Origin of the sequence: Cupriavidus taiwanensis (assembly GCF_900250075.1) — a bacterium.
GTDB lineage: Bacteria > Pseudomonadota > Gammaproteobacteria > Burkholderiales > Burkholderiaceae > Cupriavidus > Cupriavidus taiwanensis_C.
Genome location: NZ_LT977072.1, coordinates 152,352 through 174,200 on the forward strand (window position 1 = coordinate 152,352; position 21,849 = coordinate 174,200).

At 62.0% G+C, this 21,849-nt stretch carries 18 protein-coding genes and 8 pseudogenes; 11 read left to right on the forward strand and 15 right to left on the reverse strand.

The features are described 5' to 3' along the window. Positions 1–28: 28 nt before the first annotated feature. The 6 genes and pseudogenes from hypB to CBM2588_RS29485 form a co-directional block, all read left to right on the forward strand. The gene (gene hypB / locus CBM2588_RS29460; protein ID WP_115683876.1) at positions 29–997 is read left to right on the forward strand and encodes a hydrogenase nickel incorporation protein HypB; all 969 of its coding nucleotides are present in this window, start codon (positions 29–31) and stop codon (positions 995–997) included. Beyond that, a complete protein-coding gene (locus CBM2588_RS29465) occupies positions 994–2,169 on the forward strand; it encodes a Kae1-like domain-containing protein (protein ID WP_115683877.1) in 1,176 nt (391 codons plus the stop codon). The genes hypB and CBM2588_RS29465 overlap by 4 nt, the downstream gene beginning before the upstream one ends. Then, positions 2,160–2,426, forward strand: a complete 267-nt coding sequence (locus CBM2588_RS29470; RefSeq protein ID WP_115683878.1) for a HypC/HybG/HupF family hydrogenase formation chaperone — start codon at positions 2,160–2,162, stop codon at positions 2,424–2,426. The genes CBM2588_RS29465 and CBM2588_RS29470 overlap by 10 nt, the downstream gene beginning before the upstream one ends. Beyond that, complete coding sequence (gene hypD, locus CBM2588_RS29475) at positions 2,423–3,559, forward strand: hydrogenase formation protein HypD (RefSeq protein ID WP_115683879.1); 1,137 nt, start codon at positions 2,423–2,425, stop codon at positions 3,557–3,559. Before CBM2588_RS29470 ends, hypD begins: the two co-directional genes overlap by 4 nt. Then, positions 3,556–4,632 (forward strand): hydrogenase expression/formation protein HypE, encoded by a 1,077-nt coding sequence (gene hypE, locus CBM2588_RS29480; protein ID WP_115683880.1) that lies wholly within the window; start codon positions 3,556–3,558, stop codon positions 4,630–4,632. The genes hypD and hypE overlap by 4 nt, the downstream gene beginning before the upstream one ends. Before the next feature lie 157 nt (positions 4,633–4,789). Continuing rightward, a pseudogene (locus tag CBM2588_RS29485) lies at positions 4,790–5,985 on the forward strand (sigma-54-dependent transcriptional regulator); the annotation flags it as partial. A gap of 397 nt (positions 5,986–6,382) precedes the next feature. Here CBM2588_RS29485 and CBM2588_RS31415 read toward each other — a convergent pair. The 3 genes and pseudogenes from CBM2588_RS31415 to CBM2588_RS31590 form a co-directional block, all read right to left on the reverse strand. Then, a complete protein-coding gene (locus tag CBM2588_RS31415) occupies positions 6,383–6,784 on the reverse strand; it encodes an IS66 family transposase (RefSeq protein WP_115683881.1) in 402 nt (133 codons plus the stop codon). Then, the gene (locus CBM2588_RS31420) at positions 6,687–7,109 is read right to left on the reverse strand and encodes an IS66 family transposase (RefSeq protein ID WP_115683882.1); all 423 of its coding nucleotides are present in this window, start codon (positions 7,107–7,109) and stop codon (positions 6,687–6,689) included. The genes CBM2588_RS31415 and CBM2588_RS31420 overlap by 98 nt, the downstream gene beginning before the upstream one ends. 25 nt (positions 7,110–7,134) lie before the next feature. Next, positions 7,135–7,422 (reverse strand): annotated as a pseudogene (locus CBM2588_RS31590) (transposase); the annotation flags it as partial. A gap of 103 nt (positions 7,423–7,525) precedes the next feature. Here CBM2588_RS31590 and CBM2588_RS29505 point away from each other — a divergent pair. Together CBM2588_RS29505 and CBM2588_RS29510 are read left to right on the forward strand one after the other, a co-directional pair. Continuing rightward, on the forward strand, positions 7,526–7,882 hold the full coding sequence (locus CBM2588_RS29505; protein ID WP_172583724.1) for a hypothetical protein: 357 nt from the start codon (positions 7,526–7,528) through the stop codon (positions 7,880–7,882). Positions 7,883–8,783: 901 nt separating this feature from the next. Continuing rightward, positions 8,784–9,014, forward strand: a pseudogene (locus CBM2588_RS29510) (IS5/IS1182 family transposase); the annotation flags it as partial. Between the two features lie 14 nt (positions 9,015–9,028). Here CBM2588_RS29510 and CBM2588_RS31240 read toward each other — a convergent pair. After that, positions 9,029–9,244, reverse strand: a pseudogene (locus CBM2588_RS31240) (transposase); the annotation flags it as partial. Between the two features lie 902 nt (positions 9,245–10,146). Between CBM2588_RS31240 and CBM2588_RS31245 the strand changes: the two are divergent. Beyond that, positions 10,147–10,382: pseudogene (locus tag CBM2588_RS31245) on the forward strand (transposase); the annotation flags it as partial. Here the strand turns inward: CBM2588_RS31245 and CBM2588_RS29515 are convergent. Next, positions 10,351–10,584 carry a hypothetical protein gene (locus CBM2588_RS29515; RefSeq protein WP_172583725.1) on the reverse strand — a complete coding sequence of 78 codons (234 nt, stop codon included), beginning with the start codon at positions 10,582–10,584 and terminating at the stop codon, positions 10,351–10,353. The pseudogene CBM2588_RS31245 and the gene CBM2588_RS29515 sit on opposite strands and share 32 nt — an antisense overlap. A 380-nt stretch (positions 10,585–10,964) precedes the next feature. Here CBM2588_RS29515 and CBM2588_RS29520 point away from each other — a divergent pair. Beyond that, positions 10,965–11,514, forward strand: a pseudogene (locus CBM2588_RS29520) (IS630 family transposase); the annotation flags it as partial. Here CBM2588_RS29520 and CBM2588_RS29525 read toward each other — a convergent pair. The 7 genes and pseudogenes from CBM2588_RS29525 to CBM2588_RS29555 form a co-directional block, all read right to left on the reverse strand. Then, a complete protein-coding gene (locus CBM2588_RS29525; protein ID WP_159373713.1) occupies positions 11,511–11,975 on the reverse strand; it encodes a VirK family protein in 465 nt (154 codons plus the stop codon). The pseudogene CBM2588_RS29520 and the gene CBM2588_RS29525 sit on opposite strands and share 4 nt — an antisense overlap. Before the next feature lie 278 nt (positions 11,976–12,253). Continuing rightward, positions 12,254–13,395: pseudogene (locus tag CBM2588_RS29530) on the reverse strand (IS3 family transposase). 445 nt (positions 13,396–13,840) lie between these two features. Further along, positions 13,841–14,893: a branched-chain amino acid ABC transporter permease gene (locus tag CBM2588_RS29535; protein ID WP_231942350.1), complete on the reverse strand. Its 1,053-nt coding sequence runs from the start codon at positions 14,891–14,893 to the stop codon at positions 13,841–13,843. Next, positions 14,893–15,777 carry a branched-chain amino acid ABC transporter permease gene (locus CBM2588_RS29540; RefSeq protein WP_115683885.1) on the reverse strand — a complete coding sequence of 295 codons (885 nt, stop codon included), beginning with the start codon at positions 15,775–15,777 and terminating at the stop codon, positions 14,893–14,895. The genes CBM2588_RS29535 and CBM2588_RS29540 overlap by 1 nt, the downstream gene beginning before the upstream one ends. Before the next feature lie 238 nt (positions 15,778–16,015). Further along, positions 16,016–17,224 (reverse strand): ABC transporter substrate-binding protein, encoded by a 1,209-nt coding sequence (locus tag CBM2588_RS29545; RefSeq protein ID WP_115683886.1) that lies wholly within the window; start codon positions 17,222–17,224, stop codon positions 16,016–16,018. 75 nt (positions 17,225–17,299) lie between these two features. Next, entirely contained in the window at positions 17,300–18,028 is a 729-nt protein-coding gene (locus CBM2588_RS29550; protein WP_115683887.1) for an ABC transporter ATP-binding protein, read from the reverse strand. Between the two features lie 16 nt (positions 18,029–18,044). Next, positions 18,045–18,821 (reverse strand): ABC transporter ATP-binding protein, encoded by a 777-nt coding sequence (locus tag CBM2588_RS29555; protein ID WP_373424335.1) that lies wholly within the window; start codon positions 18,819–18,821, stop codon positions 18,045–18,047. Between CBM2588_RS29555 and CBM2588_RS29560 the strand changes: the two genes are divergently transcribed. Further along, positions 18,813–19,037 carry a hypothetical protein gene (locus CBM2588_RS29560; protein ID WP_147298468.1) on the forward strand — a complete coding sequence of 75 codons (225 nt, stop codon included), beginning with the start codon at positions 18,813–18,815 and terminating at the stop codon, positions 19,035–19,037. The genes CBM2588_RS29555 and CBM2588_RS29560 overlap by 9 nt on opposite strands. Before the next feature lie 19 nt (positions 19,038–19,056). Here CBM2588_RS29560 and CBM2588_RS29565 read toward each other — a convergent pair. The 3 genes and pseudogenes from CBM2588_RS29565 to CBM2588_RS29575 form a co-directional block, all read right to left on the reverse strand. Further along, positions 19,057–19,460: pseudogene (locus CBM2588_RS29565) on the reverse strand (cupin domain-containing protein). Between the two features lie 131 nt (positions 19,461–19,591). Further along, the gene (locus tag CBM2588_RS29570; RefSeq protein ID WP_115683888.1) at positions 19,592–20,368 is read right to left on the reverse strand and encodes a 3-hydroxybutyrate dehydrogenase; all 777 of its coding nucleotides are present in this window, start codon (positions 20,366–20,368) and stop codon (positions 19,592–19,594) included. A gap of 70 nt (positions 20,369–20,438) precedes the next feature. After that, positions 20,439–21,830, reverse strand: coding sequence for a GntP family permease (locus CBM2588_RS29575; RefSeq protein ID WP_115683889.1), 1,392 nt, complete (start codon positions 21,828–21,830; stop codon positions 20,439–20,441). Positions 21,831–21,849 lie beyond the last annotated feature (19 nt).

A 21,849-nucleotide genomic window follows, 5' to 3' on the forward strand; every position in this document is an offset into this window, starting at 1 on the left:
TCATCGGATTAGCGCAAGGAGAAGCAACATGTGCGTGGTATGCGGGTGCGGCAGCACCGGCGATCGGCAAAACGCCGCTCAGGGGCACGAGGGCGCGCAGGCGCACGGCCACTCCGGTTCTCATTCTCACGCCCACCCGGGGGCTTCGGGTGCTTCGGGCGAGGACCTGCACTACGGTCTCGGGCCCGCGGGCGTGACGGTGCCCGGCCTCGACCAGGGGCGCACCATCAAGCTGGAGCAGGACGTGCTGGACGAGAACAACCGCCATGCCGCCGCCAACCGGCAGCACTTCATGGCGCACGGCGTGCGTGCGCTCAATCTCGTGTCGAGCCCCGGCTCGGGGAAAACGACGCTGCTGTGCGCGTCGATCGCCGCGCTACGCGAGCGGATGCCGGGCCTGTCCGTCGGCGTGATCGAGGGCGACCAGCAGACGGCGAGCGACGCCGAGCGCATTCGCGCGTCCGGCGCGCCCGCGATCCAGGTGAACACGGGCAAGGGCTGCCATCTCGACGCGGCGATGGTGACAGCAGCCTTCGGGCGGCTGCCGCTGCACGAACATGAACACGCGCCCGTCGCGCCCAAAGCACCCAACGCCCCGCGCAGCGTGCTGTTCATCGAGAACGTCGGCAATCTCGTCTGCCCCGCGTTGTGGGACCTCGGCGAAGAGGCGAAGGTCGCGATCCTCTCGGTGACGGAGGGCGAGGACAAGCCGCTCAAGTATCCCGACATGTTCGCCGCCGCGCGCCTCATGATCGTCAACAAGATCGACCTGCTGCCTTATGTGCAGTTCGACGTCGAGCAGTGCATCGTGTATGCGCGCCGCGTGAATCCGTCGCTCGAGGTGATCCGGCTTTCGGCCACGACCGGCGAAGGCCTTGAAGCGTGGCTCGATTGGATCGCGCGTGCGCGCGACCCGATTGCCGAGCGCATCGGCGTGCTGGAGAGCGAGCTTGCGGCGCTGCGCGCGCAGCAGCGGCGCGCCGGAGGCACCGCATGACGGCGCGTGTGCAGCATCTGCCGCATGCCCTCGGCGATCAGACGGTGCTCGCCACCGGCGCGTGGCTGAGGAACGTCGCGTGCGTGTGCATCGGTGGCGAGGTGCACTGGTCGCCGCTGCACGGCGATCTCGACAACCCGGCGCATTGCGTGACGCTCGATGCGTCGGTGGCCGCGCTCGTCGAGACCGCCGCGCGCGCGGGGCGGCCCGTGCGCGCGATCGCGCACGATCTGCATCCCGACTTCTACAGCACGCGCGTCGCGCTCGAATGGGGCGAGCGGCTCGGCGTGCCGACCGTCGCCGTCCAGCATCATCACGCGCACATCGGCGCGGCGGCGGCCGAGCACGGGCTGAACGAGCCCGTCGTCGGCCTTGCGCTCGACGGCGTGGGCCTGGGCACGGACGGCGCCGCGTGGGGCGGCGAACTGCTGGAAGTGGCGCCCGCCGGCTGGCGGCGCCTCGGCAGTCTCGCGCCGCTCGCGCTGCCCGGCGGCGACGTCGCGGCGCGCGAACCCTGGCGCATGGCCGCCGCCGCCTTGCACGCGCTCGGGCGCAGCGACGAAATCGAGCCGCGCCTTGCGGCCGCCGTGGGCAATAGCGCGGCGCGCACGGTCGGCGTCATGCTCGCGCGCGGCCTCAATTGCCCGCCGAGCACCGGCGCTGGTCGCTGGTTCGACGCGGCGGCGGGACTGCTCGGCGTGTGCCTGCGCCAGCGCGCCGATGCCGAGGCGGCCATCGCGCTCGAAAGGCTCGCGAGCGGCTACCTCGTCGCGCACGAGGCCCCCGACGTGGCAGGCCTGTGGCAAGTCGCGGACAACGGCGAGCTCGACCTGCGCGCGCTCCTCGCCGAGTTGCTGACGCTCGCGGACGCGGGCGAAGCCGCGCGCGGCGCGGCCGTTTTTCATCTTGCGCTGGCCGAGGCGCTCGCCCACTGGGCCGCGCACGCCGCGCAGGGGCGCGTCGTGCTGTTCGGCGGCGGCTGCTTTGCGAACCCGCTGCTCACCGCGCACCTGCGCGAGTCGCTCGCGGCGCGCGGGGTGCACACCCTAATGCCCGAGACGGTGCCCTGCGGCGACGCGGGCCTTGCGCTCGGCCAGGCCTGGGTTGCCGCATACGATCCGCAGGTGCGCTCCCTGCCCATGACCGCACGAGGAGTCAGCGCATGTGCCTAGCCATTCCCGCACGGCTCATCGAATGGTCCGACACCGAAACCGGCGTCGTCGATCTCGGGGGTGTGCGCAAGTCGGCGTCGCTCGCGCTCGTGCCCGACGCGCGCCCAGGCGATTACGTGATCGTGCACGTCGGCTTCGCGCTGGGCGTGATCGACCCCGAAGAGGCCGAGCGCACGCTCGCGCTGTTCGGCGAGGTCGCCCAGTCGCTTGGCGAGGCGCACGACGCGTCCGTCGCGCAACCCGGAGCCGCGCAATGAAATATGTCGACGAATTCCGCGACGGCGAAATCGCCGCGCGCATTGCCGGGCGCATCGAGGCGGAGACGCAGACCGGGCGCCGCTACCACTTCATGGAGTTCTGCGGCGGTCATACGCACGCGATTTCCCGCTACGGCGTGGCCGATCTCCTGCCTGAAAACGTGCGGATGATCCACGGTCCCGGCTGCCCGGTTTGCGTGCTGCCGATCGGGCGCATCGATTTGGCGATTCGGCTCGCGCTCGAACACGGCGTGATCCTCTGCACCTATGGCGACACGATGCGCGTGCCCGCCTCGGACGGCCTGTCGCTCCAGCGGGCCAAGGCGCGCGGCGCGGACATCCGCATGGTGTATTCGCCGCGCGACGCGCTGCGCATCGCACGCGAGCATCCGGAGCGCGAGGTCGTCTTTTTCGCCATCGGCTTCGAGACCACCACGCCCCCCACGGCGCTCGTCGTGCGCGAGGCGGCGGCGAGCGGCGCGGAGAACTTCAGCGTGCTGTGCTGCCATGTGCTCACGCCCGCCGCGATCACGCATCTGCTCGCCGCGCCGTCCGTCGACGCGAACGCGGTGCCACTCGACGGCTACGTCGGCCCCGCGCACGTCAGCATCGTGATCGGCTCCGCGCCTTATGAGGCTTTCGCGCAAGGGTATCGCAAGCCCGTCGTGATCGCCGGCTTCGAGCCGCTCGACGTGATGCAGGCGATCCTCATGCTCGTGCGCCAGGTCAACGACGGGCGCGCCGAGGTGGAGAACGAATTCGCGCGCGCCGTCACGCGCACGGGCAATGCGGCCGCACAGGCGCTCATGCAGGACGTGTTCGAAACGCGCGGGTCGTTCGAGTGGCGTGGCCTCGGCAAGGTCCCCGCGAGCGCGCTGCGCATTCGCCCGAAGTACGCGCGATACGACGCGGAAAGCCGCTACGGACTCGCCTACCGGCCCGTTGCCGATCATCGCAAGTGCGAGTGCGGGGCGATCCTGCGCGGTCTCAAGCACCCGCGCGACTGCACGCTGTTCGGCACGGTCTGCACGCCCGAGAATCCCATGGGCTCGTGCATGGTGTCGAGCGAGGGCGCGTGCGCCGCGCATTACTCTTATGTTCGTTTCAAGGATATTCCGGTCGTCGCAGCATGAACCCAGCCCACCCATCTCCGGTCAAGCCCGCCTACCTGCGGCCCCTGAACTTTCGCGACGGCCGCATCGACATGGGCCACGGTGCGGGCGGCCGCGCGTCGGCGCAACTGATCCGCGAGCTGTTCGTCGCGGCCTTCGATAACGAATGGCTGCGCCAGGGCAACGACCAGGCCGCGTTCGCGCCGCTTGCGCCCGGCACCGGCGAGCGCATGGTAATGGCCACCGACGCGCACGTCGTCTCGCCGCTGTTTTTTCCGGGCGGCGACATCGGCAGCCTTTCCGTGCACGGCACCGTCAACGACGTCGCGATGGCGGGCGCGCGGCCTTCGTATCTCAGCGCGAGCTTCATCCTGGAAGAGGGCTTCCCGCTGGCGGACCTGCGCCGCATCGTCGAGTCCATGGCCGCGTCGTCGCGCGCGTGCGGCGTGCCGATCGTGACGGGCGACACCAAGGTCGTCGAGCGCGGCAAGGGCGACGGCGTGTTCATCACCACGACCGGCATCGGCGTCGTGCCCGCGGGCGTTCATATCGACGGCTCGCAGGCGCGCCCCGGCGATGTCGTGCTGCTCTCGGGCACGATCGGCGAACATGGCGTGGCGATCATGTCGCAACGCGAGGGCCTGGGCTTCGAAACGGAGATCCGCTCGGACAGCGCCGCGCTGCACACGCTCGTGGCGGACATGCTCGCCGTCGCGCCCGGCGTGCGCGTGCTGCGCGACCCCACGCGCGGCGGGCTTGCCACGACCCTCAACGAGATCGCCGGCCAGTCGGGCGTCGGCATGCGCATTCAGGAGCGCGCGATTCCCGTGCTGCCGCAAGTCGATGCGGCGTGTGAGCTGCTGGGCCTCGATCCGCTTTATGTCGTCAACGAAGGCAAGCTGGTCGCGATCTGCGCAAGCGACGAAGCGCTGCCACTGCTCGAAGCCATGCGCGCGCATCCGTTGGGCGCGGCGGCGGCGCGCATCGGCGAAGTGGTCGAGGACGCGCACGGCTTCGTGCAGATCGAGACGAAATTCGGCGGCCGGCGCATTGCCGACTGGCTCTCGGGCGAACAACTGCCGCGGATCTGCTGATCCCGTCTGCTCCGTTAGCTTCGATGGTGGCGATGGTGCCGGTGGTGACAGTAGGTATCGGGAGACTCAAGGTATGATTGCGGATCGCCAGCCCTCCAGTCGCGTTGCGCTCACGGGGAGCCCTGAAAGACCGGTTCCCCACGGCTTCGATCAAGCAATGAGTTCGCCCGTCCCTGCCAATCCCGCCCCGCTCCCGCTGCGCCAGCCCGCCACCGTGCTCGTCGTCGACGACGAGCCGCGCTTGCAGGAAACGACCCGGCGCGTGCTGGACGACGAGTTCGAGGTGTTGACGGCGGGCTCCGCCGACGAGGCACGCGCGATCCTCCAGGAGCGCGCCGTCTCCGTGATCCTGTGCGACCAGCGCATGCCGGGGCAGACCGGCGTCGAATTCCTGTGCGAGGTGCGCGAGACCTGGCCCGACGTCGTGCGCATCATCGTCTCGGGCTACATCGATTCGGAAGACATCGTCGCGGGCATCAACCGGGCGGGCATCCACCAGTTCATCCTCAAGCCCTGGTTGCCCGATCACCTGATCGAAACCGTGCGCCAAGCCGCCGAGGCCCAGTCGCTCCAGCACGACATGCGCCGCCTCGATCTCGAACTGCGCGGCAGCGTTCCGCTGTTGCGGCGGCGCAGCCATGAAAAGCTCGCGCGCGTGCAAAGCGAGTTCGGCTTCGATTCGATCGTGCGCTCGCCGGGCAGCCCGCTCGACCCGGTCTGCGTGCTCGCCGCGAAGCTTGCGCGCTACGACCTGTCGCTGGTCATTCTCGGCGAATCGGGCACGGGCAAGGAACTGCTCGCGCGCGCGATCCATTACGCGAGTCCGCGCGCGGCGGGGCCCTTCGTGGTCGAGAACTGCGCGGCCGTGGCGGACACGCTGCTCGAATCGGAACTGTTCGGCCACAAGCGCGGCGCGTTCACGAGCGCGTTCCAGGATCACACGGGCCTGTTCCAGCAGGCCAACGGCGGCACGATTTTTCTCGACGAGATCGGCGACATGTCACCCTCGTTCCAGGTCAAGCTGCTGCGCGTGCTCCAGGAAGGCGAGGTGCGTCCCGTCGGCTCCACGCGTGCCGTGCCCGTGGACGTGCGCGTGATCGCCGCGACGCTCTCGATGCCCCCGCTGCGCGAGCGCAGCGGCGACCTGGTGCCGATCGCGCAGAAGCTGCTTCAGGACATTGCCGGCCAGGTCCCGCAGCGCGGTGGACTAGCGTTCGCGGGCAACGCGTTGACCGTGCTGCTCAGCTATCCGTGGCCGGGCAGCTGCGCAACAAAATCTACCGGGCGGTGGCACTGAGCGACGACGACCTGATCCGCGCGAACGCGTTTTCGCCGAAGGTGCTGCGCGGGCAGCCCGCCACGCCGGGCGCCTCCGGCATGGTCATGCAATGGCGAATGATGTGTGGAGATATTCGTCGCCGTGCAAGTTCCGGAAACTGTCGTGATGCCCCCTGGACCGCGAGCTTCAGCCGTTCGGTAAGGCCGATGCGTGTGAGCGGAGCACCGGATCGGCCAGGAAACAACGGTTCCTCAGGCGCCCTTGGATATTCCCGGAGCCGAGCGCGCGCTGAGGGCTCTCCAAGCGCCATCACATAAGCCGCTTCGATATCGACCCAAGGATGATCTTCTTCGCTTCCTGCAGGCGCTATAGTTATGGGCAGTCCATAGCTGGCGCGCTGCGGGACATGCATCCGTATCGATGCCGTAGCCCAGCAAACTCAGGGCCCCCGCGGCATCGATCGACGCGTGTTCATTCATACAGTTCCAGCGAACCTCCCATAATTGCGAACTTACGATAGTTGCGTCCTAATGCCCACGGACGAATCAAGTTCTCTAGACTGTTGTTATCGACGCTCACCTCCCCATCGAAGAGATGGTGCGTCAGGGCCGGCCAGTTCTTGAGGCTGTAGTCGATTGCCTTGGCTGTGATGCCGCCATCGGGCACACGTGAGCGCTCCAGTTGCAGCCAGGCATGCAGTTGCTCCCACAGGGGCTTGGCCTCGCTGTGCCTTCTGGCCAGACGTTGCTCACTGCTCAGGGTGCCAAGCTCGCGCTCAAGACGGTAGATCTGCGCAATGCGACGCAGCGCCTCTGGCGCCGATCGTGCTGTTACCCTGGTTCCGTAGCAGTTCGTCGTACCGACGCCGGGCATGGGCAAGACATCCCGCGGCTATGCGACCGGGGTGCGCTTGCAACAAGCTGTCATAGGCAGCGTATTCGTCGCGAACCAGGGTACCTTGCCAACATCGCTCGTTGCCGTCTTCGCTGGTACCTCCCAGGAAGGCAATCGGGTACTGCGCGCCTCGACCAATACAGAAGTCGTAGATCACGCCCCGTTGTGGGTCGAACGTGCCACGCGAATAGGCCCAGACGTAGGCACGCTTGGTCTTGCCGGCTCCGGGGTCGAGCATTGCCACCGGCGTCTCGTCGGCATGCAGCACCCTTGCTGACAAGTACGAAGCGCTTGTGCGCTTCATAGAGCGGTTCCAACGCCGCACCAGCACGCCCGGCCCAGGCAGCCAGCGTGGGGCGCGGTGTGTGTACGCCCGAGCGGGCGTTGATCGTCTCCTGCCGATAGTACGGCAGGTGATCCACGAAGCGGCTGATCAGCGTGTGCGCGACCAAGCCGGCTGCCGGTAGGCCGCCGTCGATGACTTGCGGTTCAACAGGCTCTTGTACCAGGCGTTGGCAGCATCGGCAGGCCCACTTGCCATAGATGTGGCGGTGCACGAAGAACTCCGCCGGCACGATATCCAACTTCTCGCTGACGTCCTCACCCACGCGTACCATGGTCCGTCCACAGCCCGGTGTTGGGCAGTGAGTATCCTCGGGTTCGTGGTGATGCTCGACTCGGCGCAGGTGGGCTGGCAGTGGCTGGCGACGGGGCTTGCGCTTGGACTTGGTGTTGTCTTCAACAGAGGGCTCGCCCTTGGCCTGCTGCAACTGCGCTTGCAGACTGGCCTCGTCTTCGGCCAAGGGTCTCCTCAAACAGGCGGCGCTGCTCGGCGCTCATCTCCTCGGTCTTGGCTCCGAACTTCCATGCCTTGAGTCGCGCCAGTTCGAAGGTGATCTTCTCGATCTTGACGTCCTTGAGCTTGATCTCGCGTTCCTGCTGCTGGATGTGTGCGAGCCGCTGCTAGTGGGTGAGCGCATGCTGCTTCGGTTCACTGCCCGCATGCGGCCAGACGAACTGCCCTGGTTCAGCCGCCGTGTTGACAGCCAGCTGCTGATTCCGGTCGTGTACCTTTAGGCGGTTAGCACGGTTGCTGGTAACGAGCATAGCGCGGTGCGGATCTACGCATGAGCCAAGGATCCGTCTGCATTCGGATTAAATAAGCTTCCTCTCAGCTAACGCTATAACGTGACAACGCCGACATATTTCGTCGGGAGTTGAACAAACAGGTCATTGCTATGCAGAGAATTATCGTGCTTTGTCGGCTATTCTTATAATTTGCGCCGGAGAAAAAGATGGCACATAGATTGCTGTGAGCCTGGTGCCTCCAGTTCGTTGGCTTTCGATAAATGGCCATCACGGGGCTTATCAAGTTAGTGCTTCATCATAGACTTTCAAGGAGCCTATTATGTTGGGAATTATGAAAACGTTGTTGGGCGGGCTAGTTGTAATCACTTTGACAGGCGCTACCGGCCCTGCAATAGCTCTGGAGCCGGATTCGTGGGCTTGTCGTTATCTCGACATCCATATTGGCAAGTGGTGGATTTGCAAATAGACATTGGCCTGCGCCAGTGTAACGAAGACGCTATTGACAGTAGACCGTGATAGTACATCTTCTAAAATTTCACAGGTGGTGTTGTCAGGTTGGAGTTCATGGCTCGAAGCGGGCTTGAACCTTTCGTCGTACCTTAGCCATGAAAAACATCCCAAGGTTGGGTCCACTTTTGGGGTGCAGTTCACAACGGGCTAAGGGTGTGTCGGTTGGGCTAGGCGCCGCTCTCGCTCACCATCTCCGTCGAGCCGCAATCAGCCGGCGTACTCATCCCCAACATGTTCGAGGCTTAGATTAGGCCAGCTCCTCCGACTTTTACCGACAGCCCACACTCACGGATCTACGCCGTCCGCCTGTACAGGAGACGAAATGACGCACGCTCCCATTAGGGTCTGTTTACATTTGCTGAAATGTGTTTACATCCTGTCTTTTGCGCAAGCGAGGGCTACCCGCGCGAAAGCTGTCATCCCACCTCGATCGAATCGCAGAACCAAGCATCGCTACAGCCGGGATCTTTACCGGACGCGCAATTTGGTCGAGCGAATCTTCAACTTTCGCCGCGTCTCCACTCGATATGACAAGCTCGCTGACAGCTATCTCGTCTTTGCTTCACTTGCCTGTGCGTTTGGGCCGGTTGTAAATGTGAACAGACCCTAGTGTTGTGTCCCAGAGCTGTCAAACGACCCGCGGTGGATTCCCTGCTGCGTGATCAGCCCGAACCAGCGCTCGAGTTGATTGAGCAGCTCGAGTGCGTCGGCGTGAAGTGCATGTGATAGCGCGGGCGTTTGGCCAGCCATGCCTTTGACCTTGGGATGCTTGTGAGTAGCCTAGCTGTCCACGATCATGTGGACATCCAGTTCTGCTGGAACGGCCTTGTTAATGTGGCGCGAGGCGCAAATTGCCAAGCCTGCGCGACGTTGCTCAAAATACTATTCTCCGGGGAAAAAAAAAGACATCCACCAAGTGCTGGGCGGATTGTCCAGCACTTGGTGGCTATTTTTAAAAAATAGGCTCTGCAAATATTAATATCGCGTCAATTATCATCAATTACAAATAAATACTCCATTTTCCTCATCCCCAAATGCAGATAGGCGCAGGAGGAGGAGGATGTGAACCGCTCGTTGACTGGGCCGATGCCGGCACAGCAGCTCCAAGCAAGGCGGCAACTACTAGCGCGCCAAATACCGTATTCTAGATGTTAAGCATTATATGATCCTTAAAAATTTGAAAGTCAAATATCGGACAGAAATTCAAATATTTGCAAAGTACCGCCGAGGCAACTCTTTAAGGCAGGCAGCCATTCCAAAAAAAACGTCAGATCGGCCCTCATAAGCGCCGAAATCGCTAGAGACGACATTCCTGCCGACCTAATTGAAGAATGGTGATATAAATCTATTGCGCCGTCGATTTTTAGGCAATGTAGACGGAATTTCACTGCTTTTTTTCTGTTGATCAGGATCAAATGAATCCAGATTTTTTAAAAATAAACCTTGCGGCCGCCGATGTGTCTGCTAGCGTTGTGTCCCAAGAAACTCCATTAATGATTGCGAGGTCTGAAAGTCACTGTCTTTGGGATGGAGCGACCATGAGACGACCAGGAATCAAGGTGGGAGTGTCAGCCGGTGAACGAGAGCAAACCGCCTCAATGAGTCGGTCGCGTTCGCTGCCTCACTCGCTGGTGCGACGAGCGAAAATCGTATTGATGGCACTGTGCAGTAATTTCTGAATTGAGGTGCCGTCAGCGGTATCGTTCTGGAAGAAACGATTCGTGGCACATCGACTGGCTGGACTGGGCTATTTGCTCGCGGTACATATAACGCCGGCCAACGATTAAGAACGGGCCCAAGTCGAGGAACTGGCGCAACCAGTACAACGTGCAAGTGGTCAAACTGTGAAGGTGGCCTTTGTAGACCAAGGATATATACAAGTGAGGAGCCGAAAGAAGCGGCGCGCACCGAAGGCATAGAACTGCAGGTGATTCGACCGCCGGAAGCTAAGAAAGGATTCGTCCTGCTGCCAAGAAGACGCCCGCTTGTTCATACACCATCGTCTCGAAGATCAGTGGCGGGCCGTCGGCCCACTGGTGATCGAGGCCGAGAAACACGGTCGAGATGTAGAACTCGCCCACGGTGGTTTCGGCCAGAAGCGAAGGCGACCACATGCAAAAAAATGCCCGCACCGGCGAGTCGGTGCGGGTGAAGTTTCCATTCTGGAAACGAGTTGACAAGTCATGAAGAACGCCCCCGCATCTCCATGACTTGATAAACCTTACCAAGTAAGCCACCGTTGCGGCTTGACCTATATCAAGTCAAGTTACTGGCAATCCCATCAGCCACCCGGTATGCCGGCTCCACAGAAGGCCATCTCCTCAGCGTCCTTGCTTCTCTTCAACGGCCGGAAAACCGGCGCGAAGTCGTGCCGCGCTCACGCGAAACAAAACGATCGCACGTAGTCGTTCTTCTACCAGACGCATTGCCGTGGGCATTGTTGGAGCAAAGGGGTGCACTTTGGTGTGTTTTCTTCATCGCTGAGCGCAGAGCGCGCCAAGATTGCCAGCCGTTAGGGATTCCCCTCAGCAGAGCCCCATTTCCGCCAAGGGTGGTCGCGCAGAGCCAGTGCCAGGCGCTCGAGCGCACACAGCCCGTTACCCAAGGGCTTGGGCTACGTAGAGGGCGTCACGCATGATTACATTCGTCATGGCACTACTACGCTGTTCGCTGCTCTCGACGCCGCGACGGCCGAGATCATTGCGCAATGCAAGCCCTGGCATCGGCACCAAGAGTTCATCTCGTTTCTGTACCACATTGACAAGGCCGTTCCAGCAGAACTGGACGTCCACATGATCGCGGACAACTACGCCACTCACAAGCATCCCAAGGTCAAGGCATGGCTGGCCAAACGCCCGCGCTGTCACATGCACTTCACGCCGACGTACCCGAGCTGGCTCAATCAACTCGAGCGCTGGTTCGGGCTGATCACGCAGCAGGCGATCCGCCGCGGGTCGTTTGACAGCGTGCGCCAACTGGTCCTGCAAATCCAACGCTACGTCGAGCACTACAACATTCACAAACGCCCCTTCGTCTGGACCGCTACTGCAGATTCGATACTCGCCAGAGTCGAACGTTTATGTAAAGTTATCTCTGGGACACAACACTAGTAACGTTTGGTGTAGAATTCGACACCTTGATTGATGGCGCAGGTGAACTCAGAATTCCCCGCCAGCCGACTATAGTGAGGGATAGAAAATATCTCAGTCGCGACGGAGACAGTCTGATTAGGCTTCAAATTATAGCGAACAGATAGCCAGGTGGGGTTCCAGAAATTCGATGGGAAGCGCGGGTCACCAAAGGTGCTGACCGTCGCGCGCTCGTCGGCAAAGTATAACGTCCCGTCTGCCAAGATCTGATAGGTATTGATCTTCAGCCCACCGCGCGTGCTGCCTTGCATGGTTGTATCACCGGCAGTTGCGCACTTTGTCAGGTCGACTATCACCGAGACGGTCGCGCCGCGGTTAATTGCGCTTATCACATCGGTGAAGCTTGGGAGTTGCTCTGTGGGTTCTGCGTGCCCTGATATTGCCGGCATGGCAATTGAAAGCGCAATAAGCAGTTTCTGCATGGAATACCTCATTTACGTTCGCGGGACAGCCGGGCCATTCTGGCTCGATGAGACTGCACCGGCCTTGATCTGTGTCAACGCAAATCGAATGTTATATGGGGGACGAATATTGCGCGCTTCTGATTATTGCTGGATGACCCTGGCGCGATGAGGTGACATCCTCCATGGGCGATCACCCTTCTCACGTTTGTGCGTATCCCGGCGAGCAAGGGCGACTAGCTCCGCGTAACTTGGATTTTGACCTTGCCCCTGTTCGACGAATCCCTTAGCCGAGGGAATCATGCAGCCCGCTGCTGCTGGGCTGCGAACCAGTTCTTCTCGAATTTCATCGGGCTGACATAGCCCAGTGTCGAATGCAGCCGCCTGGCATTGTAAAAGCTCAGCCAGTCTATCACCTCTTCCATGGCTGCTCGACGGGTAGCGAACTGCTTCCCATGCAGGCGCGCGACCTTCAGTGAGCCCCACAAGCTCTCCGTCGGCGCATTGTCCCAGCAATTGCCCCTCCGGCTCATGGACGAGCGCATACCATAGGCCTTCAGGGCGTCCTGGAACAGGCGACCGCAGTACTGGGGTGCCCCGGTCGCTGTGCATGATCAGGCCAGGATCAGGGCGCCGGCGGAACCAGGCCATACGCAGCGCATCGGTTACCAGATCGGCCTTCATATGCGGGCGCATCGACCAGCCAAGTACTTGCCGGCTGAACAGGTCGATGATGACCGCCAAGTACAGCCAGCCCTCGGCCGTGGCCACGCAGGTGATGTCGCTGGTCCAGACCTGGTTGGGCGTCGTCGGACTGAAGTTGCGCTCCAGCAGGTTGGCCGCTACCGGCAAATCATGATTGGAGTCGGTCGTCGCAATGTACTTACGCTTGTGGCGGGCGCGAATGCCATGCTGCGCCATTAGCTTGCGCACACGCTCCTTGCCCACCTGCACGCCGCGTGCCACGAGTTCCTTCCACATGCGTGGCCAGCCATATTTCCTTTTGACCTCGGCATGAATCGCCTTGAAATGTGCCAGCAGCTGTCATCGCTCACACCGCCCCTGCGCGGCTTCTCGGTGCTGGCCTGGCGCTGCTTATGCTGGTGATAACCGCTGGGGCTGACTCCCAGCAACTCGCACAGGACCGAAGCCGGCCAGTGACGTCGGTTTCGCTCGATAAACGCATACTTCACACCGACTCCTTCGCAAAGTACGCTGCGGCTTTTTTTAAAATGTCGCGTTCCATCTTCAGGCGCGCCACCTCCGCACGAAGCCTTGCAAGCTCCATCTGCTCCGGGCTGACCGGCTTGGGCCCGGCGCCTGCCAGCTTGCCTTCGCGGTCTGCCTTGACCCAGTTGTGCAGCGTCTGATCTGCTATGCCCAGCCTTGCACTCACCGCCGCTATGCTCTGCCCGGTCTGAACCAGTCTGACCGCTTTCAGCTTGAACTCGACCTGCGGTCAGCAGGTCGTCGGTATCCCCATCGTAGGTTTTGACTCGAACAGCGCCTGAAACAAAGGACAGCCTGATGTTCGGTGACGCCGCTCCGCCATCGCCGTCGCTAGAAGCTGAGTCATCGCTGCCTCCGCACGCGAAAATCAGGAAGGCTGGCGGCAGGAATGGCTGCGCCGCGCCATATGCGATGGCGGCGAAGCATGGAAGAATCGAAAGCACGGCTCTGCATGGGAATGTCTCCTCATTGTTATTGATTAATACAAGGCCGCCTCAAGGCTGAGGCGAACCGGCTTGCAACTATCCGGCTCTGATGCGCTGAAGATGATGCGGAGGCCTGCGGGACAGAAGGGCTTTGACCGCTGTAGGTGTCCAGTCTTGAGACAGGCCAGCCGCGAACTGGACCCGCTTTGGCCCCGATCGAGCCCTCGAAACTCACTCCCGCAAGCGCGCGAAGCGTTCCTCTAGCTCGCCCATGACGCCACGGCGGAACGTCAACACACAGATAACGAAAATCGCGCCGATAACCATCGCGACCGACTCGCCCAAGGTATTGAACCAGTCCACGCCCGTGATTGAAGCAAGGAAGGCACCGATATCGCCCAGTTTGTTCTCCAATGCCACGACAACAAACGCGCCGACAATCGGCCCCGACAAGGTGCCCAGGCCGCCGACCAGCGTCATCAGGATCACCGAGCCCGACATCGACCAGTGCACATCGGTCAGGGTTTCGAAGCCCAGCACCAGCGCCTTGATCGAGCCGGCCAGCCCCGCCAGCGCCGCCGACAGCACGAAGGCGGTCAGCTTAAAGCGGTCGACGTCATAGCCCAGCGAGATCGCGCGCGGCTCGTTCTCCTTGATCGCCTTCAGGATCTGGCCGAATGGCGAGTGCACCGTGCGTACGATCAGCGCGAAGGCCGCGACGATGATCACCAGCGCCACGTAGTACAGCGTCAGGTCATCCGACAGCGGCAGCACGCCGAACAGCTTGCCGCGCGGGATGCCCTGCAGCCCGTCCTCGCCGCCGGTGAACGGCGCCTGCAGGCAGATAAAGAACAGCATCTGCGCCAGCGCCAGCGTGATCATCGAGAAGTAGATGCCCTGGCGGCGAATCGCGAGCGAGCCGACCACGTAGCCGATCAGCGCGCCGGTGGCCGTGCCCAGGATCAGCCCGATCTCGGGCGTCACGCCCCAGACCTTCATGGCATGGCCGGCCACGTAGCCGGCACCGCCGAAGAAGGCCGCATGGCCGAACGACAGCAGCCCGGTATAGCCGATCAGCAGGTTGAACGCGCAGGCAAACAGCGCGAAGCACAGCACCTTGAGCACGAATACCGGATAGGCACCCGCCAGCGGCGCAGCGATCAGCGCTAGCAGCAGCAATCCGTACAACAGTTTTTTCTGCACGTCTTGCGCGTTTCCCGCACGCCCCGCTTTGCTTGCAAGATTTGCTTGCGTCGACGGCGTCGACGATATGGATGCGGTCATCACTTCTCCTTTCCGAACAGCCCAGCCGGGCGCAGCAGCAACACGATCACCATGATGAAGAACACAACCGTTGACGACGCTTCAGGGTAGACCACCTTGGTCAGACCTTCGACTACGCCCAGCCCCAGGCCGGTCAGGATCGACCCCATGATCGAGCCCATGCCGCCGATCACCACCACCGCGAACACGATGATGATCAGGTTCTGGCCCATCAGGGGCGAAATCTGGATCACCGGCGCGGCCAGCACCCCGGCAAACGCGGCCAGCGCCACGCCGAAGCCGTAGGTCAGCGTCACCATCAGCGGCACGTTGACGCCAAAGGCTTCGACCATCTTGGGGTTCTCGGTGCCGGCGCGCAGGTAGGCGCCCAGCTTGGTCTTCTCGATCACGTACCAGGTGGCAAAGCACACCACCAGCGACGCCACCACGACCCAGGCGCGATAGTTCGGCAGGATCATGAAGCCCAAGTCGGTCGCGCCCTGCAGCGCGTCCGGCGTCGAGTACGGCAGCCCCGACACGCCGTAGATCGAGCGGAAGATGCCCTCGATCACCAGCGTGATGCCCAGCGTCAGCAGCAGGCCGTAGATGTGGTCGAGCTTGTAGATCCAGCGCAGCATGGTCTTCTCGATCACCACACCGATGGCGGCAACGACCAGCGGCGACAGCAGCAGCATGATCCAGTAGTTGAGCCCGGCGTACTCCATGCCCATCCAGGCCAGCACCGCGCCCAGCATGAAGAGCGCGCCGTGCGCGAAATTGATGACGTTGAGCAGGCCGAAGATGACCGCAAGGCCCAAGCTCAGCATCGCGTAAAAGGCCCCGTTGACCAGGCCCAGCAGGAACTGGGACAGCATGGCGGGTAAAGGGATTCCAAGTATGTCCATGTGGATTGCCGTTTCTGTTAATCGTGGTTGCAGCCCCAATGAGAATTCCAGCGCGTCGGCAGCCCTTCCGGAAGGAGCAATGAAACGCAGGCTCCTTGCGCCGCCGCGGAGTACGAGCGTGGACACGGCGCAGCGCGGCGACGTGCTCACACGCGGGGATATGTTTGCGTTCCCCCCGATGTAGGAGAGGGGACCCGCCCGCCGGCGCATCCGTGAACCGGCTATCCATGCTCTGTACTTAACGCCTCAACAGCGGGCACTTCGACTCCGCCACTGTGCCGAAAGCCTGCTCGCCTGGAATGGTCGCCACCACCTTCAGGTAATCCCACGGTTTCTTCGACTCGGTCGGCGCCTTCACCTGCAGCAGATACATATCGTGAATGGCCCTGCCGTCAGCACGGACATAGGCCTTGGCGTAGAAATCGTTGATCTTCATCTTCTTCAGCTCTGCCATGACCTTGTCCGGATCGTCAGTCTTGGCCGCTTCGACCGCCTTCAGGTAGGTGCTGACCGCCGAGTAGTCCGCCGCCTGCAGACTGCTCGGCATCTTCTTGTTCCGGATGAAGTATCGGCTGGCGAACTGTCGAGTCTCGTCGTTCATGTCCCAGTACCAGCTGTCGGTCATCAGCAGGCCTTCTGTGTTCTTCAGACCCAGGCTGTGGATGTCATTGATAAACATCAGGAGGCCGGCGATCTTCATCGACCTGTTGATGCCAAACTCCTTGGCCGCCTTGATCGAATTGATGGTGTCGCCGCCGGCGTTGGCCAGGCCCAGGATCTGCGCCTTGGACGATTGCGCCTGCAGCAGGAACGACGAGAAGTCAGATGCCGACAGCGGATGGCGCACCTGCCCGGCTACGGTGCCACCACTGGCCTTCACCACCGCGGCGGTGTCGCCCTCCAGCGAGTGTCCGAAGGCATAATCGGCGGTCAGGAAGAACCAAGACTTTCCGCCCTGCTTGACCACCGCGCTGCCAGTGCCCTTGGCCAGCGCAACCGTGTCATAGGCGTAGTGCACCGTGTAAGGCGAACATTCTTCGTTGGTCAGCCGCGAGCTAGCAGCGCCGACTTCCATGAAGACCCGCTTCTTCTCCTGCGCCACCTTGTTCATGGCCAGAGCCGCACCTGAGTTGGTGCCACCCAACAGCATGTCGAGCCCCTGCTGGTCCATCCACTCCCGCGCTTTCGAGGCAGCGATGTCAGCCTTGTTTTGATGGTCAGCCGAAATCAGCTCAATTGGCTTGCCAAGAACCTTGCCGCCATGGTCTTCAATCGCCATCTTGACCGCATCGAGACCGCCTTTCCCGTCGATATCGGCATACAAGCTCGACATGTCGGTGATAAAGCCGACCTTGATCTTGTCGTTCGATACTTGCGCCATGGCGGAGGTAGCCGCCATGGCGGTTATCAGTGCCGACATCGCGGCTGCAAACGTGGTGGTTTTCATAGACTTGCCTCCTGAAGTTGTTGCGGCGGCGTTTCGTGCCACCGTTTTGATGCCGGTTTGCGCTACCGTTGTGATTCAGACCCCGAGCAATTCATGCAGCACCGGCATCTTTGCCTGCAGATCGCCGGCATCGAAGCGTTCGACGATGCTGCCGTGCTCCATCACGTAGAAGCGGTCGGCCAGCGGCGCGGCGAAGCGGAAGTTCTGCTCCACCATCACCACCGTGTACCCCTTCTGCTTGAGCATCCGGATCATGCGCGCCAGCGCCTGCACAATCACCGGCGCCAGCCCTTCCGAGATCTCGTCGAGCAGCAGCAGGTTCGCGCCGGTGCGCAGGATGCGCGCCACCGCCAGCATCTGCTGCTCGCCGCCCGACAGGCGCGTGCCCTGGCTCTGGCGGCGCTCCTTCAGGTTGGGGAACATGTCGTAGAGTTCGACCTCGCTCATGCCCGCGCTTTCACCTGCATTGCCCTTGAGCTGCGGGGGCAGCAGCAGGTTCTCCTCGCATGACAGGCTGGAGAAGATCGCGCGCTCTTCGGGGCAGTAGCCGATGCCGTAGTGCGCGATCTTGTGCGTCGGCAGGCCGATGGTCTCGTTGCCGTTGACCTTGATCGAACCCTTGCGCGCGCCGGTCAGGCCCATGATCGCGCGCAGCGTGGTGGTTCGGCCGGCGCCGTTGCGGCCCAGCAGCGTCACCACTTCGCCGCGGTTCACCGTGAGGTCGACGCCGTGCAGGATGTGCGATTCGCCGTACCAGGCCTGCAGGCCATTGATTTCGAGTGCGGGTGCGTTATTCGTGCTCATCGTGTCGTCCCCCGCTTCAGGGCGCGCCCTGCAGCTCGGCATCGGCCGTGCCCATGTAGGCCTCCATCACGCGCGGGTCCTTCGACACCTCGGCGTAAGGCCCCTCGGCCAGGATCGCGCCGCGCTGCAGCACGGTGATCTTGTCGGCGATCGACGAGACCACGCTCATGTTGTGCTCCACCATCAAGATGGTGCGGCCGGCGGAGACCTTCTTGATCAGCTGCGTGACGCGGTCCACATCCTCGTGGCCCATGCCCTGGGTGGGCTCGTCGAGCAGCATCAGCTCGGGCTCCATCGCCAGCGTGGTGGCGATCTCCAGCGCGCGCTTGCGCCCGTACGGCAGGTTCACCGTGAGCGTGTGCGCGAACTCGGTCAGGCCGACCTGCTCGAGCAGCTCCATGGCGCGCTCGTTGAGCACATCGAGCGAGCGCTCGCTGCGCCAGAACTGGTACGCGGTGCCGAGTTGCCGCTGCAGCCCGATGCGCACGTTCTCCATCACCGTCAGGTGCGGGAACACCGCCGAGATCTGGAACGAGCGGATCACGCCGCGCCGCGCTATCTGCGCCGGCTTTTCCCGCGTGATGTCGATGCCGTTGAAAAGGATGGTGCCGGTGGTCGGCTCCAGGAACTTGGTGAGCAGGTTGAAGCAAGTGGTCTTGCCCGCGCCGTTGGGGCCGATCAACGCATGGATCGAGCCGCGGCGCACCCGCAGGTTGACGTCGCTCACCGCCGTGAACCCCTTGAACTCCTTGGTGAGGTTCCGCGTTTCCAGGATGGTTTCGTTTTGAATCATGTCTCCTGCCTGCGTTGTTTTGTTTTTGCCGGCTTATGTCTGGCACCACCGGCAAGCAATTCGATCCTGCCTTTTACTGCTTCATTTTTTGGCGGCGGATCCGGTGACATCGTCGTTGGTGGGGCGCGCCTGCTGCTGATTCTCGGATCAGCGCAATTCGACTGGCTGTTCGTTGTCTGCGAGTGCACCACAGACATGGCGGATGTGCCGCCCTAGACCTCAGACGATCCGGGCGTCACCATTCTCCTGGTGCCGGTACGGCACACGGCCCTTCCACGCCCACGCTGGTAAACGTGGCAGGCCCGACGACTTCCAGGTATTCCATATCCTGCGAGTAGTCGAAGAGAAAATGGCGGATACCAGGTCGCTGATGCACGCAGTCCCCTGCCTCGACCAACGTTTCCTTATCCTCGTACATGAACTTTGCCCAGCCCTTCAGCATGTAGACGATATGGAAATCGGCACCATGGACATGTCAGCCAGTGCCGGCTTCAGGGGCGCTATTGGCGCGTACCAGATGGGCAATGACTTTGCCGCCGGTATACCAAGGTCGCGATAGACGAAGAAGTCACGCAGGCCATCGCTGGTGAAGGCGGTGTCGGTTGGCTTGACGTGAGAGAACTTGTTTTGCTGATCCATGATGTTCTGCCGTACTCCAAAATGCTGTGATTTGAAAAATTGCGCCACGCATCGCGCAATGGACCCCGCAATTGGAGGACCCATATGCTTGCGCCATAGGCTAGTCGCGGCGTCGGTAGAGAGACATGGCGCTACTGGGCAGTCCAGCCGCCGTCGGCCACCCACGTGGCGCCGCGCACTTCGGCCGCCAGCGGGGAGCACAGCATCAGCGCAAGGTTCCCGAGTTCCTCAGGCGTGACGAACCGGCCGGATGGCTGCTTTTCACCGAGCAGGCGCGCCCGGGCATCGTCTGGAAACAGACCTTCCCTTGCGGCCAAGTCGTCGATTTGCTTTTGCACCAGCGGGGTCAGCACGAAGCCCGGGCAAATGGCGTTGCAGGTCACACCGGTTTTCGCGGTTTCCAACGCGGTAACCTTGGTCAACCCCACCAGTCCGTGCTTGGCCGCCACGTACGCTGACTTGCCCGCCGATCCCACCAAGCCATGCACCGATGCAATATTGATGATCCGGCCCCAGTTGCGCGCGCGCATGCCAGGCAGCGCATACTTGGTCGTATGAAAGCCCGAAGTGAGGTTGATGGCGATAATGTCATCCCACTTTTTGGCGTCAAAGCTTTCGATGGGCGATACGTACTGGATGCCAGCATTGTTCACCAGGACATCCACGGCGCCGAAGGAATCGCGAGCCATGGCAAACATGGCTTCGATCTCTTGAGGTTGACGCATATCGGCCGGGTGATGGATAACCTGAGCGCCAGTTGCCTGGATGGCGGCCATGGCGGCATTCGTATCGCCAAAGCCATTGAGGACGATATTGGCGCCAGCCTGGGCCAGCACCTGTGCGATGCCGAGACCGATGCCGCTAGTAGAACCGGTCACAAGCGCGGTTTTTCCGTTCAGGGTTGTCATAGGAATCTGCTGTAAAAAAAATCGGCACTGCTCGCGCGAAGCCCTTCGCGCATGCTCCATGAGTTGACGCTCAGATTAGCCCGGTCAGATAGAACACCAGGATGACAAAGAAGACGGCCAAGGTCTTGATCAGGGTGACGGCAAAGATGTCACGATACGACTCGCGGTGCGTCAGACCGGTCACAGCCAGCAGCGTGATCACAGCGCCGTTATGCGGCAGCGTGTCCATGCCGCCGCTGGCCATCGACACGACGCGATGCAGTACGTCCAACGGAATACTGGCCGCCTGTGCGCCTTGGATGAAGGTGTCGCCCATTGCCGCCAGCGCAATGCTCATGCCCCCCGAGGCTGAGCCTGTGATCCCCGCCAACGCGCTCACCGAAACGGCGGCATTGACCAGTGGATTTGGAATGCTCTTGAGCGTGTCACCGACAACCAGGAAACCCGGCAGCGCAGCAATCACGCCGCCAAAGCCGTATTCCGAAGCCGTATTCATCGCCGCCAGCAGCGCGCCACCGACGGCAGTCTTGGTACCCTCAGCGAAGCGCTCGCGCACTGCGGCGAAAGCTGTCAGCAGAACGAGGCCAATGCCCAGCAGTAGGGCCCCTTCCACGGCCCAGATGGCGGTCACGGATGCGGTCGGAATGGTGACCGGCTTGGCCAGCCCCGGCAATGCCAAGCTGCTTTGCGTGCCATACCAAAGGGGGATCATCCGGGTTAGCGCAAAGTTGGACACACCGACCAGTACAAGCGGCGCAATTGCCAGCAGAGGATTTGGCAGGTGTGCCGTATACACTGGTTCCGGTTCGTTCAGGAGCGAGGTGCCATAGCCTTCGCCGCGCTTTAGTGCATCACGCCGCCTCCATTCAAGGTAACCCAGGCCAACGATAAGGATGAACAGCGAGCCGACCACTCCAAGTACTGGGGCGGCCCATGCAGTGGTCTTGAAGAACGTGGTAGGTATGATGTTTTGGATCTGCGGCGTCCCAGGCAGCGAATCCATGGTGAATGAGAAGGCGCCAAGCGCGATGGCACCGGGCATCAGGCGTTTAGGGATGTTGCTCTGACGGTAAAGCTCTGCCGCGAAAGGATAGACGGCAAACACCACCACGAAGAGCGAGACTCCGCCATAGGTCAGCAAGGCACATACCGCCACGATCACGGCGTTGGCGCGCGAGCTACCGATATACCGGATCGCGGCGGCGACGATGGAGCGCGAGTAGCCGGACAGCTCGATCACCTTGCCAAACACCGCGCCAAGCAGGAAAACCGGGAAATACAGCTTCACGAAGCCGACCATCTTCTCCATGAAGATGCCCGTAAACGCAGGGGCGACAGCAGAGGGATCCGTAAAGGCCACGGCGCCGAGTGCGGCCATGGGAGCAAACAAGATCACGCTGTAGCCGCGATAGGCGGCTAGCATCAGGAACGCAAGGGCTGCAACGACAACAACAAATGACATGAAGTCTCCGCAAGTATTT

Coding starts and splice junctions, on each gene's coding strand:
- CBM2588_RS29535 (WP_231942350.1), bottom strand. CDS start 14,893: ATGACCGCATCCATATCGTCGACGCCGTCGACGCAAGCAAATCTTGCA.
- hypB (WP_115683876.1), top strand. CDS start 29: ATGTGCGTGGTATGCGGGTGCGGCAGCACCGGCGATCGGCAAAACGCC.
- CBM2588_RS29550 (WP_115683887.1), bottom strand. CDS start 18,028: ATGAGCACGAATAACGCACCCGCACTCGAAATCAATGGCCTGCAGGCC.
- CBM2588_RS29465 (WP_115683877.1), top strand. CDS start 994: ATGACGGCGCGTGTGCAGCATCTGCCGCATGCCCTCGGCGATCAGACG.
- hypE (WP_115683880.1), top strand. CDS start 3,556: ATGAACCCAGCCCACCCATCTCCGGTCAAGCCCGCCTACCTGCGGCCC.
- CBM2588_RS29575 (WP_115683889.1), bottom strand. CDS start 21,830: ATGTCATTTGTTGTTGTCGTTGCAGCCCTTGCGTTCCTGATGCTAGCC.
- CBM2588_RS31415 (WP_115683881.1), bottom strand. CDS start 6,784: ATGCCCGGCGTCGGTACGACGAACTGCTACGGAACCAGGGTAACAGCA.
- CBM2588_RS29525 (WP_159373713.1), bottom strand. CDS start 11,975: ATGCAGAAACTGCTTATTGCGCTTTCAATTGCCATGCCGGCAATATCA.
- CBM2588_RS29545 (WP_115683886.1), bottom strand. CDS start 17,224: ATGAAAACCACCACGTTTGCAGCCGCGATGTCGGCACTGATAACCGCC.
- CBM2588_RS29540 (WP_115683885.1), bottom strand. CDS start 15,777: ATGGACATACTTGGAATCCCTTTACCCGCCATGCTGTCCCAGTTCCTG.
- CBM2588_RS29470 (WP_115683878.1), top strand. CDS start 2,160: ATGTGCCTAGCCATTCCCGCACGGCTCATCGAATGGTCCGACACCGAA.
- CBM2588_RS31420 (WP_115683882.1), bottom strand. CDS start 7,109: ATGAAGCGCACAAGCGCTTCGTACTTGTCAGCAAGGGTGCTGCATGCC.
- CBM2588_RS29570 (WP_115683888.1), bottom strand. CDS start 20,368: ATGACAACCCTGAACGGAAAAACCGCGCTTGTGACCGGTTCTACTAGC.
- CBM2588_RS29555 (WP_373424335.1), bottom strand. CDS start 18,821: ATGATTCAAAACGAAACCATCCTGGAAACGCGGAACCTCACCAAGGAG.
- hypD (WP_115683879.1), top strand. CDS start 2,423: ATGAAATATGTCGACGAATTCCGCGACGGCGAAATCGCCGCGCGCATT.